The organism is Pseudomonas asplenii, from assembly GCF_001293465.1.
Classification (GTDB): Bacteria; Pseudomonadota; Gammaproteobacteria; order Pseudomonadales; family Pseudomonadaceae; genus Aquipseudomonas; species Aquipseudomonas fuscovaginae_B.
The window spans coordinates 234,386-248,306 of record NZ_JSYZ01000007.1 but is presented as its reverse complement, the minus strand read 5'-3'; the positions used below and the strand labels follow the sequence as shown (position 1 = coordinate 248,306).

The following is a 13,921-nucleotide window of genomic DNA, read 5'->3' as shown; positions in this document are numbered from 1 at the left end:
AGGTGGGTCAGAAGTTGTAGGTCACGCCGGTGTACCAGTAGCCGCCGGTGGTCCCGTAGGGCGAGAAGTTGCCGTAGGGGAAGCCGCCCGAGCTGCTCGCCAGCCTGGTGCGTTCCGGGTAGATGTTGAACAGGTTGTTGGCCCCGGCGGTGAGGGTGATGGCCTTGGTCACGTGGTAGTCGACGTTGAGGTCGGTGATCCAGGTCGGCGCGAAGGTGCGGTCGTAGATCGCCGAGGTACCGTATTGGGTGTACTCGCCATAGCGGGTCAGGTTCAGGCCGATGTCGAACTTGTCGACGGTCCAGGTGCCGCCCAGCAGCAGCTTGGATTCCGGCGTGCCGTGCTTGAGGTTGCCCTGGCGCTGGCGGTCGTAGCCGCCATCCGGGCCGAGGGCCTGCTGGGCCACGTCCGAGGCGTGGATCGCATCGATCTCGGTGGTGTTCCAGTTGAAGCCCAGGGTGTAGCGCAGGCTGCCGTAGGCGCCGAGGTCCTGGCGGTAGTCGCCGACCAGGTCGATGCCGCGGGTGGTGGTGTCCAGGGCGTTGGTGAAGTAGGTGACCGCCTGGTTGGTGTTGAGTCCGGCCGCGGCGAGGATCGCGTTGATCTGCGGGGTTCCGCCAAGGTAGCCGGTCTGGGCGATGCGGTCCTTGATTTTGATCTGGTAGGCATCGAGGGTGATGCTGGCGTTGTCCAGCGGTTGCAGAGTCAGGCCCAGGCCGAAGTTGGTCGATTTCTCCGGCTTGAGGGTTTCGGCGCCAAGGGCCTTGGCCACGGCCGAGTCGACGGCGACGTTGCGGTAGTCGATCAGGTTGCCATTGACGCTGCTCTGGGAGGTCGAGCTGTAGATTTGCTGGGCCAGCGACGGTGCGCGGAACCCGGTGCTGAAGCTGCCGCGCACGGCGAGAATCGGCGTCAGCTGGTAGCGGGTGGCGAGCTTGCCGTTGGTGGTGGTGCCGGAGCCGTCGTTGTAGTGCTCATAGCGCCCGGCCAGGTCGACGTGCCACTTGTCGGTCAGGTCCTGGCCGATCTCGGCGTAGGTGGCGACGCTGGTACGGCCTTTTTTGGCGGCATCGGCCGGCGTGGTACCGGCCCCGGAAATGGTCCCCGGGGCGATCGGGTTGCCGCTGGCGCCGGTGCTGAAGTTGCCCAGGGCATAGGACTCGTAGTCGCCCTTGCCGATCTTGTAGTTTTCATAGCGCTGTTCCAGGCCCCAGGAAATCTGCGTCGGCTTGGCCAGGCCGAGGTCGAAGGCGCGGGTCAGGTCGAGGTTGTTGGTCCACTGGCTGAAGGTCTTGACCCCGGTGTCGACGGAGGTCGGCGAGTCCGGTCCGTAGCTGAGGTTGTAGGTGTGGCGCAGGGTCGCCTGGGCATGGTCCTGGCCGTAGGTGCTGGACAGGTCGTAGTCCCAGCCGGCGACCTGGCCCTTGCCGCCGAAGGCGACCTGGAAGTCGTTCTCGATGAAACGCAGGGTGTCCTCGACCCCTTCGGGGAACGGCGTGGCGATGCCGTCGAAGCTGGCCGGCTGGTGGAAGGCCAGGGGTTTTTCCGAGTTGCGCCGGGTGTAGGTGGAGAACGAGTAGAGGGTCAGGGCGTCGTCCACCGGCAACTCGGCGTTGTAGCCGAAGCTGAAGTTGCGCGCTTCCGGCAGGCCGGTGCCGTAGTAGGTGTGGCGCAGGCTGGTGTTGCCGGCGCTGTCGGTGTAGGGCGCGGCGTCCGAACGGTCGGAGACGTTCTGTTTCTTCACGTCCAGGGCCAGGTTGATGAAGCCGTCGTTGGGCAGCGACAGGCCGAGGTTGCCGGTCTGGCGGGCGGTCTCGCCGTCACCGTTCTCGAAGTTCTGGCCGTAGGTGGTGGACAGGCTGCCGCCGTGGTCGGTTTGCTTGAGCACGATATTGACCACGCCGCCGATGGCGTCGGAGCCGTACTGGGCCGAGGCGCCGTCACGCAGGACTTCGACATGATCGACCAGGGCGGTGGGGATCATGTCCAGATCCACCGGTTGCGAGCCGGAGTTGAGGAAAGTGCCGTTGTTGAGCAGGGCGCTGTTGTGGCGGCGCTTGCCGTTGACCAGCACCAGCACCTGGTCGCCGTTCAGGCCGCGCAAGCTCACCGGGCGTACCACCGAGGCCGAACCGTAGCCGGAGGAGGCCGGCAGGTTCAGCGACGGCAGGACCTTGCTCAGGGCGCGGGTCAGGTCGCCCTGACCGGTGGCGAGCAGTTGCCTGGAGGAAATGACGTCCACCGGGGCCGGACTTTCGGCCAGGGTACGGGCCTGGCCGCGGTTGCCGATGACCACCACGGTGTCCAGCGGGTTGTCGCTGGCGGGGGTGTCGGCGGCAAGGGTCAGGCTGCTGTAGCTCAGGGCCTCGCAGACGGCGAGGAACAGCAGGCTGTGGGTGAAGGTGGTACGGGCCTGGCGGCCGGCGGCGCGTGTCGAACTCATGATGTGAATCGCTCCAGTGGTTCCCCGGTGTGGCCCCTGGCAGGGCCCACCTTGTTCGGGTAAGGCGACGGTGTCGTGGCGGGTCGTCGCAAGCGTGGTCAGTGACGGCTTGTTGCCGGACCGGCGCGATGGCCGCGGTCTCAAGCTCTGCTGAAGGCCGTGGAGCAAGGCCTGTGCCATGTGTTTTAGCCCTTTAAAATCAAGGTTTTGGCTCGTATGACGAAGCGGATCTGGTGTTTTTCCAACGGCGGCGATTCAGGCTGTTGGTTTTTCTACAGCGCGCGGTGGGTGGGCGTAGCGGGGAAGGCGAGTGTTGATTTGTCAGCAGTCGCGATGGGGGCTGTTGAGTTAGCAACAGGCCTTCGCCAGCCATGCCGAGCCGACATGGGGTCATCGATGGCTGGCACATCACTTGCTCAATGGATCCGATACATGTGCTGTGGGAGCTGGCTCCCGCAAGGGCAGGACACCGATATTCTTCAACTCAGGAAATGACCATGCCGTTACCGGGACCCCGTAACCTGTTGACCGATGTACCTGGCGTTCGCGTCGGACACGCCACCGACCTGCGGGTCGACACCGGCGTGACGGTGATCCGCACCGATGGCGCCTGGACGGCCAGCATCGATATTCGTGGTGGTGGTCCGGGGGGGCGGGAGTCGGCGGCGCTGGAGCCGCAGAACATGGTCGGGCAACTGCATGCGCTGGTGTTCGCCGGCGGTTCGGTGTTCGGCCTGGGCGCGGCGGATGCGGTGGCGGCGGCGCTGTCGCAACAGGAAGTCGGCCTGCACCTGAAGGCCGGTGCACCGGCGATTCCGATCGTGCCGGCGGCGGTGCTGCATGACCTGGCCAACGGTGGCGACAAGCATTGGGGGCTGGAGCCGCCGTACCGCCGCCTTGGCTTCGAGGCACTGGACAATGTCGGTGAAGACTTCGCCCTGGGTTCGGTGGGGGCCGGTCGTGGAGCGATGGCCGGCGTGCTCAAGGGCGGGCTCGGTTCGGCTTCGCTGGCCCTCGAGGACGGGCTGGTGGTGGCGGCCCTGGTGGTGGCCAACCCCATCGGCTCGGTGTACATGCCGGACGGACAGACCTTCTGGTCCTGGCCCTGGGAGATCGCCGGCGAGTTCGGGGGCGCGCGGCCCACCGCGGTGACGGACGCCAGCGACCCGATGCCGGAGTTGTCGCGGCTGGACAGCATGGGCCGCCTGCAGGCCGGTGCCAACACCACCCTGGTGGCGGTGGCCTGCAACGCCCGGCTGACCACTGCCGAGTGCAAGCGTGTGGCGATCATGGCCCAGGACGGCATTGCCCGGGCGGTGCGGCCGGCGCACCTGCCGTTCGATGGCGACACGGTGTTCGCCCTGGCCTCCGGGGAGTTGCCGCTGGTGGACGGGCCGCGTCGGCAGGTGCAGATCGGCTATATCGGCTCGGCGGCAGCCGATTGCGTGGCGCGGGCGATTGCGCGGGGGGTGTTCGAAGCGCGCAAGTGATTGCGCCAAGCCTTCATGCGCCTGCGAGCTACCGTGGGCTTCATCCGCGAGGCTCTTGGCGGTCTCCAGGTCCTCTTCGCGGATGAATCCCGCGGTTTTACGGCGTCTGCTGTAATGATCGTCCGGTCGGTCAGTGTTCGATCCGTGCCCTGGCCCGCTTGGCCTCGGACGGCAACCCCAGCGCCTCATACACCCGTACCAGATGCCGATTGGTCGGCACATCCAGCGCATCGTAGCCTCGGCGCAGTTCCAGGGTCTGCTGCGCCGCTCGCCAATCGCCCGCGTGCAGCCGTGCATCCAGTTCGATCTGGGTGAACAGGTCGCGCTGGGCGTGGCTGCCGCCGATATCGTTGAGGCGCGGCAACACGCTGCCCAGGCGTAGCGCTGCGGTATGCCAGTCGCCACGGGCATGGGCCAGCAACCCTTCGGCCAGGGGTAATGTCACCTGGGCCCAGGTGTCGCGGCTGAAAGCCGGTGCGCTGTGGCTGCGTTCGCGCAGGGCCTCGAGCAATCGGTCCGCCTCGGGCAACCCGGCGCGCGCCAGGCCATATAGGTACTGCACGCTGAGAAACGGCTGCACCGTGTCTGCGACCCGCACCCGCAGGTAGGCCGCCACGGCCTGCCAGCGTTGGCCGACATCCACCCCCGCCAGCTCCAGGCGGGCCAGCAGCGACACCGCGCCGATCTGGTCCTGGGAGTATTCCGGGAGGATGCCCCACACGTGTCGATCATAGATTTCCAGCACTCGCTGATCCTGCCCACGGGCCAGGTAGAACAGCGCCAGGTGCCACCAGTTGTGGGTGTACATGAACGAGTTGAGGCCTTGCCAGTGGTGCTTGACGCTTTCCAGGAAGTCGATGCCTTCCTCGATCCGCCCGCGGGTCAGCAGCACGTGGGCGAGGGCGTGCTGGGCCCAGGCTTCGTCGGCCTGCAGCGCCAGGGCCTGGCGGGCGGCGGCCTCGGCTTCATCGAGCAGGTGGCACTGTTCATAGGCGAAGGCCAGCAGGCCATGGCTATGGGCGATTTCCGGCGCGGCGTCGCGGGCCTTGAGGGCAATGCGCAGCAGCGCCGGCCAGTTGCCGCGGTTGAATTCCACGTACTGGTTGAGCTTGGCGGCGAACAGGTCGCGGGGGAAGCTGTCCAGCAAATGCTCGGTCAGGCCCAGTACCCGTTCCAGATCGTCGGCGATCCAGGCATCGAGGGTCGCCAGGTAGAGGTCGGCACGGCGGTGAGCGACGTGCACGGCATCGGCCTGCTGGCGATAACGCTCGGCCAGGCGCGGCCCGTCGGGAGACTCGCTGAACATCAGCAGGATGCCGGCCAGGGCATTGGCCAGCCGCGAGTTCGGGTCGGCATCGGCGGCGGCGAGAATGTTTTCGGCGCGTGGGTGATAACCGAGGAAACCGCCGATGAAGTCGTCGATGCCGCGTCGGGTGGTGGAGAGGTCGCTATCGATGGGGTTGCCCAGGTAATCCAGAAACATGGGAAGAGGCTCGCGGGTTCGAAGATCGCAGTTGTCGCAAGGGTTGTGCCAGGGCAGGGCAATGGGTTTTCTCGGGGAGCCGCGACTGGTGTTTTTGGGTGCCAGCAAGCCGGTTCCCAACGATGAGACAGGGGAGGCTGCTGCTTTTTCCACAGTGCCCGGCACGGGTTGTGGTTTTTTCATCACTGCGCGGCAACCCGGTACCGCGCAAACACGGGCGCAAAAGCACTGGCACAGGCCTTGCTAAAACCCTCGAAAGGGCCGGTCGCACACCCTGTGCCGTGCCTGCCGAATCTTTCCTGCGGAGCCCGCCATGCCTGATTTTTCGCCGACCCCTTCATCTCGCACCCGGCCCCTGCGCCGGGCCCTGCTCGGCCTCGCCGCCAGTGCGCTGATCCTGGCTGGCAGCGTGCAGGCACAACCCCGCGATGGCGGTGTGCTCAACCTGGTGGCCCAGCCGGAACCGCCATCGCTGATGCATGGCGTGGTCTCCCATGTTTCGACCCAGTATGTCAGTGGCAAGATCCTCCAGGGCCTGCTGACCTACGACACCCACCTGCAACCCAAACCGGTGTTGGCCAGGAGTTGGACTGTCTCCGCCGACGGCCTGACCTACACCTTCGACCTGCAGGACGGCGTGCGCTGGCACGATGGTCAGCCGTTCACCGCCGACGACGTGGTGTTCAGCTTTCGGACCTTCTACCCGGAAGTGGACAAGCGCCTCGGCGGGGTGTTCACCGAATTCGTCGCCTCCATCGACGCCAGCGGCCCGCTGCAGGTGACCTTCCACCTGAAGAAGCCTTTCGCACCGCTGCTCTCGTCCCTGGGCAGCGGCCTGCGCCCGGTGGTGCCCAAGCACCTCTACGAAGGCACCGATTTCCGTAACAACCCCTATAACCTCAAGCCGGTCGGCACCGGTCCGTTCGTGTTCCAGGAATGGAAACGAGGTGCCTATATCAAGCTGGGCAAAAACCCCGACTACTGGAAAAAGGGCCTGCCGCACCTGGACGGTATCGTCTTCCACGTGATCCCCGACGCTTCCTCCCGGGCCGCCGCCTTCGAGCGTGGCGACGTGCAGGTGCTGCGCAGCGGCGATGCCGACTACTCCGACCTCAAGCGCCTGAGCGGCCTGCCCGGCGTGCAGTCTTCGGAGCAGGGCTGGGAACTGTACTCCGGGCTGGCCTTCCTGCAGATCAACACCCGCAAGCCGCCGCTGGACAACCCCAAGGTACGCCAGGCGATTCTCTATGCGCTGAACCGGCCGTTCATTGTCGACAACATTTTCTTCGGCACGGGCAAGGTGGCCCAGGGACCCTTCGTCTCCAGCTCGCCGTATCACGATCCACAACTGCCGCAGTACAGCTATGACCTGAAGAAAGCCAGGGCGCTGATCGCCGAGTCCGGCGTCGATGTCGGCGCGGTGCGCATCCGCCTGCTCAACGGCGAGAAGGGCGGTGCCTGGGAACGCGCCGCCGAGTACACCAAGCAGGCTCTGCAGCCGCTGGGCTTCAAGGTCCAGGTGGTCACCTCGGACGCGGCCACCTGGTTCCAGCGGGTCAGCGACTGGGATTTCGACCTGACCTACAACTTCATCTTCCAGGTCGGCGATCCGTACCTGACCACCGCCTACCTGTACCGCTCCGACTACATCCTCAAGACCTCGCCGTTCGCCAACGTCAGCGGCTACAGCAGCCCGCAGGCGGATGCGCTGTGGAGCAAGGTCGCCAACACGGCGGACGGCGAGCAGCGTCGCCAGGTCTACAGCGAGCTGGAGAACCGCCTGAACACCGACCTGCCGATCCTGCCGATCTTCGAGATGCGCTATCCGACGCTCTACCATAGCCAGGTCAGGAACCTGCTGCAGACCGCCACCAGCCTCAACGAAGACGACGAAAGCGTCTACCTCGATGCACCGACACCATGAGCGGGCTGATCTTCCTTGGCTCGCGGCTGCTGCGGGCGCTGGCGATGGTGCTCGGGGTGCTGGTGCTGAGCTTCCTGCTGATCCGCCTGGCACCGGGCGACCCGGCGCTGATGCTGGCCGGCGAAGCCGGGGTCGATGACGCCCGGTACATCGCGCAGTTGCGTCAGGACATGGGGCTGGACAAGCCGGTGGCCCAGCAGTTGCTGATCTATCTGGGCCATATCGCGCGACTGGACCTGGGCTATTCCTATCGCAACCAGGCGCCGGTCTGGTCGCTGATCGCCGAGCGGCTGCCGGCGACCCTGGCACTGATGGGCTCGGCGTTCCTGCTGTCATCGCTGGCCGGCATCGCCCTGGGCGTGCTTGCAGCGTGCAGCCGGGAACGCCGGCCGTGGCTCGACCGGCTGATTGCCCAGGGCGCGCTGCTGCTCTATGCCACCCCGTCGTTCTGGCTGGCGATGCTGCTGATCCTGCTGTTCTCGGTGAGTCTCGACTGGTTGCCGGCCTTCGGCATGGAAACCGTCGCTGCCGACTACCAGGGTCTGGCCTGGTGGGCTGACCGTTTGCAGCACCTGGTGCTGCCATGCCTGTCCCTGAGCTTTCTGTTCCTGGCCCTCTACATCCACCTGACCCGTGCCGCGACCCTGGAAGCGCTGGGCCAGGAGTACGTGCGCACCGCGCGGGCCAAGGGCCTGTCGCCGCGGCGGATTCTCTGGGCCCACGTGCTGCGCAATGCGTTGCTGCCGGTGGTGACTTTCGCCGGCCTGCAACTGGGCCAACTGGCCAGCGGCATCCTGCTGATCGAGGTGGTCTATTCCTGGCCGGGCATCGGTCGGCTGATGTACGAGGCCTTGGCGCAGCGCGACTACGGGGTATTGATGGGCGGCTTCCTGGTGATTTCGATCATGGTGGTGAGTTTCAACCTGCTGACCGACCTGGCCTGTCGCTGGCTCGATCCGCGAATCGGCGCCGGAGGGCAACACTGATGCAACGGCATTCGTTCCTGCGCCGGTTCCTTGCGCAGCCGTCCGCACTGGCCGGGCTGCTGTTTCTGCTGGTGCTGGGCCTGCTGGCGCTGGCCGCTCCCTGGCTGACCGACAGCCAGCCCTGGGAGATGAACAGCCAGCCGCTGCTCGCACCGTTCCACGACCCGGCACACTGGCTGGGCAGCGACATGCTCGGTCGCGACCTCGGCAGTGGCCTGCTGTATGGCGCGCGGGTGTCCCTGGCGGTGGCGGCGCTGGCCAGCCTGGCGACCCTGCTGGTGGGCGCCCTGGTCGGTGCCCTGGCCGGCTACTTCGGGGGCTGGCTCGACGCTGTGCTGATGCGCATCGCCGAGTTCTTCCAGATCGTGCCGCAACTGGTGCTGGCGGTGATCCTGGTGGCGGTGCTCGAACCGTCCCTGGGTTCGATCGTCCTGGCCATCGCCCTGGTCGCCTGGCCGGCGGTGGCGCGCCTGGTGCGCAGTGAATTCCTCAGCCTGCGCCAGCGCGAATTCGTCCAGGCGGCGCGGGTGCTCGGGCAGTCGTCGACGGCGATTATCTTCCGCCAGATCCTGCCCAATGCCCTGGCACCGCTGCTGGTGACCCTGACCTTCGTCATGGCCACCGCGATTCTCACCGAAGCGGCCCTGGCCTTTCTCGGCCTGGGCGATCCCGAGGCGATGAGTTGGGGCTACATGATCAACGCCTCCCGCGGCCTGCTGCGCGATGCCTGGTGGATGAGCCTGTGGCCGGGCCTGGCGATCCTGTTCAGCGGGCTGGCGGTGAACCGCGTCGGCGAGGGCCTGCGGGTGGCCTGCGCGCCGCTGCGGCAACCAGGAGCCCACTCATGACAGACCGCCACAATCCCTTGCTGAGCATCGAGCACCTGCGCATCGCGCTGCCGGCCGGTGCCGATCGCAGCCATGCCCTGTACGACCTGTCGCTGCAGCTCGAACGCGGCGAACTGCTCTGCGTGGTCGGTGAGTCCGGCTCGGGCAAGTCGATGCTGGCCAAGGCCCTGCTGCGGATGTTGCCCGAGTCGTTGACGCTGGAGAGCGGCCGCATCCGCTGGCGCGGCGATGATCTGGCCGGACTCGACGAGGCGAGCATGCGCCAGTTGCGTGGACGCGATATCAGCATGGTTTTCCAGGAACCGATGAGCGCGCTCAATCCACTGCTGAGCGTCGGCCGGCAGATCGACGAAACCCTCGCCGCCCATGGTGTGAAGGCGGCGGCCAGCCGTCGTCGGCGAGTACTCGAACTGCTCGGTTACGTCGGCCTGCCGGACCCGGAACGCCTGCGCCACGCCTATCCCTTCGAATTGTCCGGCGGCCAGCGTCAGCGGGTGGTGATCGCCATGGCGCTGGCCTTCGACCCGGCGCTGCTGATCGCCGACGAGCCGACCTCGGCGCTGGATGTCACCACCCAGGCGCAGATCCTCGCACTGCTGCGACGGATCCAGCGCGACAAGGGCATGGCGGTGCTGTTCATCACCCATGACTTTGCCGTGGTGCAGGCGATTGCCGATCGCGTGCTGGTGCTGGAAAAGGGCCATCTGGTGGAGCAGGGCAGTGCGCCCCAGGTTCTACAGGCTCCGGCGGCGGAGTACACCCGGCGGCTGCTGGCGGCGGTCTCGGCCAGCCCGCTGGCGCCGCGTCCGCCGCTGAGCCAGGTGTCGACGGTGCTCGCGGCGCGGCAACTGGAGAAATCCTACACCGGACAGGGCGGCTGGTGGCGCAAGCGCGCCAGTCGGGCCCTGGCCGGCGTCGATCTGTACCTGCGTGAAGGCGAGACCCTGGGCCTCGTCGGCGAGTCCGGTTCGGGCAAGTCGACCCTCGGGCGTTGCCTGGTGCGCCTGCTGCAACCGGACAGCGGGCAACTGCAATGGCAGGGGCGGGAGGTCGCCGGTTTGTCCCAGCGCCGCCTGCGGCCGTTGCGGGGCGAGATCCAGATGATCTTCCAGGACCCGTTCGCCTCGCTCAATCCGCGCCAGAGCGTGGGCCAGATCGTCATGACCGGGCCGCTGGCCCAGGGCGTGCCGGCTCGCCAAGCGCAGCAGCGCGCCCGCGAGATGCTGGAACTGGTCGGCCTGCCGCCCACCGCCTTCGAGCGTTACCCCCACGAATTTTCCGGCGGCCAGCGCCAGCGTATCGGCATCGCCCGGGCGCTGGCGGTGCGGCCGAAGATTCTCATCGCCGACGAATGCGTGTCGGCGCTGGATGCACTGATTCAGGTGCAGATCCTCGAATTGCTGGAGGACTTGCAACGCCGCCTGCGCCTGAGCATCGTGTTCATCACCCACGACCTGCGGGTGGCGGCGCGGCTGTGTGATCGCATCGCGGTGATGCAGGGCGGGCGGATCGTCGAGCAGGGCGAGACGGCGCGGCTGTTCGCCGAGCCGCAGCACACCTACACCCGCGCGTTGCTCGGCGCCTCATCGGTGCTCGCCGAAGCGTCCCGCCCGGCGCAGAGTCGCGAGGGCGCCTGGTGAACCCATCCCTTTTCCATCCGACAGGACCCACAGCGCATGGCTGAAGCCTTTTCCTCCGTTGATCTGCCGCAGGTGCGCGGCGAGTTGCTCGAGATCCGCCCGGGTCGCCACTTGAGCGTGGCTCACCAGCCCGGCCAGGCCCAGGCCGACACCGTGGTGTTTTTCTGCCACGGCGCCGGCGGCAACAAGGACCAGTGGCGCCATCTGTGGCAGGCACTGGGCGAGGAGGGCTACGGCCTGGTGGCCTGGGACCTGCTCGGTCATGGCGCCAGCGACAAGCCGCGCCGGTCAGCGGCCTATGCCTGGGCCGAGCTGGTGGCCGACTACCTGGAACTGCTGCGGCGTTTCGGCGGCAGGCGCAACCTGATCGTGGCGCACTCCTTCGGCACCGGCCTGTCGATGAGCGCGTTGCTGCAATCGCAGGCGGTCAGTGGCGCGCTGTTGCTGGGCTCGCAACTGCACCGGCCGCTGAGTCGCGGTGGCCTGATGGCGTTGCCGGCCTGGGTGCTGGAACTGATCCGGCCGGTGTTGGCCAAGGGCTTTCGCCAGCGTGCCTGGCATCCGGCGGCCGACCGGCAGTTGGTGGCCTACGAGGAGAAGATCACCGAGAACAATCGGTTGTATGTGTTCAAGGGGCTGCTCGAAGGCGTGCAGTGGCCGGATGCCGGGCACCTGGCGAGCCTCAGGTTGCCGATCGAGGTGCTCTGCGGCGACAGCGACGGGCTGACCCCGGCCAGCGGCGGCGAGGCCCTGGCCCGGCAGTTGCCCCAGGCCGGGTTCGAGGTGCTGCGCGACTGTGGGCACCAGTTGATGCTGGAGAAACCCCGGCAGGTGCTGGAAGCCTTCGGCCGCCTGCGGCAGCGGCTCGATTCGGTCTGATTCGGTGACCGACCGGTCATTCGTCGGAACCTTGCGCCAGAGCCTGCGGATCGCCGTCGCTGGTCTACGCTGAAGGTTTTTGAGGCGCCGACTGCCAGTCGGCGGTGATCAACCTTGGAAAGGAGTGGCCCCATGAAAAAGGCGTACATGGAAGACAATGGCGATGAGTTCCCGATCAACAACCTGGTGCGCTGCGGGCAGACGCCCTATGTCGCCGAGTTTGGGGGAGAGGCGCCAGTGCAGGAGACTTCGACTCGGACCAGCCAATCGGCACCGGGAGGGTTGTTGAGGCGACCCTATTTTCCCAAGGCCAGGCCGCGCCTGAAAAAACTGGCTTAAGGCCTTTGTCGGTGGTGAATCGAGGCCGCCGAGCCCAGGAAAAATCCGGAGTCCGAAGGGGCTCCGGTTTTTTTTGGCTGGGCCGTGGGGGCGGGAAATAGGCTTTTGGGCGATTTTCTGAAGACAAATCAGCGCGTTAGCTGCTTTTCGGGGACGCCGGATACAAAAAATTTCAAAACTCGCGTGTACAGCCATTCAAACCTCGGCGTATTTTCGCCCCCAGTTGTTCGATCAGCGGTATAGGTCTGTAAGGGAATTCAGCCTAGCAAGCCCGGAGCACAAGCGTGTCATGGGTTTGCACATAACAATTAGAGGGAGCTAATTCGTGAACTGCATTTTCTGCGCGATCGTCGCCAAGCTGGCACCCGCAAGCATCGTCCATGAAGACGAACAGTGCCTGGCCTTTCTGTCCATCCAGCCGATCACTCCCGGTCATGTGCTGGTCATTCCCAAGGCCCATGCCAGCGGCCTGGGCGAAATTCCTCCGGAAACCGCGGGCCACATGATGGTGGTCGGCCAGCGCGTGGCAACGGCCTTGCGCAACAGTGGTCTGCGGCTCGACGGCCAGCCGTGCGAGGGCATCAACCTGCTGCTGTGCGATGGTGCGGTGGCCGGGCAGACCGTCGGTCATGCCCACCTGCATGTGATCGCCCGGTTCGTCGGCGACGGTTTCGACCTTGCCCACGGCGATATTCCCCTGGCCAACCCGCAGGTGCTGGGTGAACGGGCCGAGCTGATTCGTTCGGCCCTCGAACAACGCTGAACAAAAGGTAGCGTGCGGCAGCCGACTGGGGAGTCGGCTGTTCAGGTGCCGTTGTCTGTCTGTTATTGCGCGTCAACGTTTATTGCCAGCCAGTTGGCGCTCACAGAGTGCATTTGGAACTTTTATCCGGCGCAGAACTTGTCGGGGCCGGGCTTGCCCGCGAATAGGCCCTTGGCTCTTGCCAAATTTCAGTCTCTTGCACATCGGGTTTGGCAGCATCGTTGTATCAGGAAGTGAACTCATGAGTTGAATCATGGGTTCTGTATCGTGTGTCTGGTTGAGAGAAACAATACGAAGCATAATAATAAAGGAGCGTCTCATGTCGTCATACGGAAGTAACAAGGCGGTATTGCCGTTCACCCCCATGCAACTGGTGAAAGATGATTCGGCCGGTGCGGCGATTCATGCCTTCTACGATTCGGTCCTGCAGGAACATTGCCAGTCCGATAAGGTAAAGATCAGGCAAGTTGTAACGCCTGAGCAATTTTCCGAGTTGTCGCGGGCCCGGTATCGTCTCTATGGTCAGCGCAAGGTGTATTACCGTACCTTGTTCGGTGACGCGGTCGATGAAACCGTCTGTCTCGACGAGTACGACTCCCGTTCTTATGTGTTCGCTTGTTACTACGACGGTGAAATCATCGGTACCCAGCGGTTTACGCCGTTTCCCCATGAGTCCGGTGAATACATCGACCACCAGCGCCTGGTGCAGTTCTCCGGCCCCGGTTACGAGCGGGAGTGCATCGAGCTTTCACGCCTGATCGTCGACAAGCACGCCCCGGTCGGCAACGTGGTCACCGCACTGGCCATGACCGGCGCCTCGCTGGTGGCGTTGCTGGGCGGCTACAGGACCTTCATCACCTATGTGAAACCGCGCCTGGCACCGAAATTCGAGAGTTCGGTGTTCGACCAGGACGGCATCCTGTTCAAGATCCCGGAACGCGGCGACCACTACTACGCGGTGTACAAGGGCGAGCTGCTGCCCTCGGTGACCCCCTATTTCGGCCTGGAACAGTGCCCGGCCGATCTCGGCGATATCGATGCACTGATGCGCCATACCCTGGCCGCCCGTGCCAGCCGCCAGGTCCTGGCGGTCTGAAAAGCATAATAAAACGACAATAATGAGGTT

11 protein-coding genes are annotated in these 13,921 nt (G+C 65.5%); 9 read left to right on the top strand and 2 right to left on the bottom strand.

The features are described from left to right. Positions 1–7: 7 nt before the first annotated feature. The gene (locus tag PF66_RS10810; protein ID WP_054062667.1) at positions 8–2,443 is read right to left on the bottom strand and encodes a TonB-dependent receptor plug domain-containing protein; all 2,436 of its coding nucleotides are present in this window, start codon (positions 2,441–2,443) and stop codon (positions 8–10) included. A gap of 497 nt (positions 2,444–2,940) precedes the next feature. On the opposite strand from PF66_RS10810, the gene PF66_RS10805 reads away from it, so the two are divergent. Further along, the gene (locus PF66_RS10805; protein ID WP_054062666.1) at positions 2,941–3,933 is read left to right on the top strand and encodes a P1 family peptidase; all 993 of its coding nucleotides are present in this window, start codon (positions 2,941–2,943) and stop codon (positions 3,931–3,933) included. 130 nt (positions 3,934–4,063) lie between these two features. Here the strand turns inward: PF66_RS10805 and PF66_RS10800 are convergent, their stop codons facing one another. Continuing rightward, positions 4,064–5,416 carry a tetratricopeptide repeat protein gene (locus tag PF66_RS10800; RefSeq protein ID WP_054062665.1) on the bottom strand — a complete coding sequence of 451 codons (1,353 nt, stop codon included), beginning with the start codon at positions 5,414–5,416 and terminating at the stop codon, positions 4,064–4,066. Between the two features lie 313 nt (positions 5,417–5,729). Here PF66_RS10800 and PF66_RS10795 point away from each other — a divergent pair, with 313 nt between their 5' ends. The 8 genes from PF66_RS10795 to PF66_RS10760 all read left to right on the top strand — a co-directional run bounded on the left by PF66_RS10795 (position 5,730) and on the right by PF66_RS10760 (position 13,891). Further along, entirely contained in the window at positions 5,730–7,340 is a 1,611-nt protein-coding gene (locus tag PF66_RS10795) for an ABC transporter substrate-binding protein (protein WP_054062664.1), read from the top strand. Next, complete coding sequence (locus PF66_RS10790; protein ID WP_054062663.1) at positions 7,337–8,326, top strand: ABC transporter permease; 990 nt, start codon at positions 7,337–7,339, stop codon at positions 8,324–8,326. The genes PF66_RS10795 and PF66_RS10790 overlap by 4 nt, the downstream gene beginning before the upstream one ends. Next, a complete protein-coding gene (locus PF66_RS10785) occupies positions 8,326–9,174 on the top strand; it encodes an ABC transporter permease (protein ID WP_054062662.1) in 849 nt (282 codons plus the stop codon). Before PF66_RS10790 ends, PF66_RS10785 begins: the two co-directional genes overlap by 1 nt. Further along, on the top strand, positions 9,171–10,814 hold the full coding sequence (locus tag PF66_RS10780; protein WP_054062661.1) for an ABC transporter ATP-binding protein: 1,644 nt from the start codon (positions 9,171–9,173) through the stop codon (positions 10,812–10,814). The genes PF66_RS10785 and PF66_RS10780 overlap by 4 nt, the downstream gene beginning before the upstream one ends. Positions 10,815–10,850: 36 nt before the next feature. Beyond that, on the top strand, positions 10,851–11,693 hold the full coding sequence (locus tag PF66_RS10775) for an alpha/beta fold hydrolase (protein ID WP_054062660.1): 843 nt from the start codon (positions 10,851–10,853) through the stop codon (positions 11,691–11,693). A gap of 132 nt (positions 11,694–11,825) precedes the next feature. Further along, positions 11,826–12,032 carry a hypothetical protein gene (locus PF66_RS10770; RefSeq protein ID WP_054060276.1) on the top strand — a complete coding sequence of 69 codons (207 nt, stop codon included), beginning with the start codon at positions 11,826–11,828 and terminating at the stop codon, positions 12,030–12,032. Positions 12,033–12,357: 325 nt separating this feature from the next. Next, the gene (locus PF66_RS10765) at positions 12,358–12,795 is read left to right on the top strand and encodes an HIT family protein (protein ID WP_054062659.1); all 438 of its coding nucleotides are present in this window, start codon (positions 12,358–12,360) and stop codon (positions 12,793–12,795) included. 319 nt (positions 12,796–13,114) lie between these two features. Continuing rightward, positions 13,115–13,891, top strand: a complete 777-nt coding sequence (locus PF66_RS10760) for an N-acyl amino acid synthase FeeM domain-containing protein (RefSeq protein ID WP_239688074.1) — start codon at positions 13,115–13,117, stop codon at positions 13,889–13,891. The last annotated feature ends 30 nt before the right edge of the window (positions 13,892–13,921 follow it).

Coding starts and splice junctions, on each gene's coding strand:
- PF66_RS10775 (WP_054062660.1), top strand. CDS start 10,851: ATGGCTGAAGCCTTTTCCTCCGTTGATCTGCCGCAGGTGCGCGGCGAG.
- PF66_RS10810 (WP_054062667.1), bottom strand. CDS start 2,443: ATGAGTTCGACACGCGCCGCCGGCCGCCAGGCCCGTACCACCTTCACC.
- PF66_RS10780 (WP_054062661.1), top strand. CDS start 9,171: ATGACAGACCGCCACAATCCCTTGCTGAGCATCGAGCACCTGCGCATC.
- PF66_RS10790 (WP_054062663.1), top strand. CDS start 7,337: ATGAGCGGGCTGATCTTCCTTGGCTCGCGGCTGCTGCGGGCGCTGGCG.
- PF66_RS10770 (WP_054060276.1), top strand. CDS start 11,826: ATGAAAAAGGCGTACATGGAAGACAATGGCGATGAGTTCCCGATCAAC.
- PF66_RS10795 (WP_054062664.1), top strand. CDS start 5,730: ATGCCTGATTTTTCGCCGACCCCTTCATCTCGCACCCGGCCCCTGCGC.
- PF66_RS10760 (WP_239688074.1), top strand. CDS start 13,115: ATGTCGTCATACGGAAGTAACAAGGCGGTATTGCCGTTCACCCCCATG.
- PF66_RS10805 (WP_054062666.1), top strand. CDS start 2,941: ATGCCGTTACCGGGACCCCGTAACCTGTTGACCGATGTACCTGGCGTT.
- PF66_RS10785 (WP_054062662.1), top strand. CDS start 8,326: ATGCAACGGCATTCGTTCCTGCGCCGGTTCCTTGCGCAGCCGTCCGCA.
- PF66_RS10800 (WP_054062665.1), bottom strand. CDS start 5,416: ATGTTTCTGGATTACCTGGGCAACCCCATCGATAGCGACCTCTCCACC.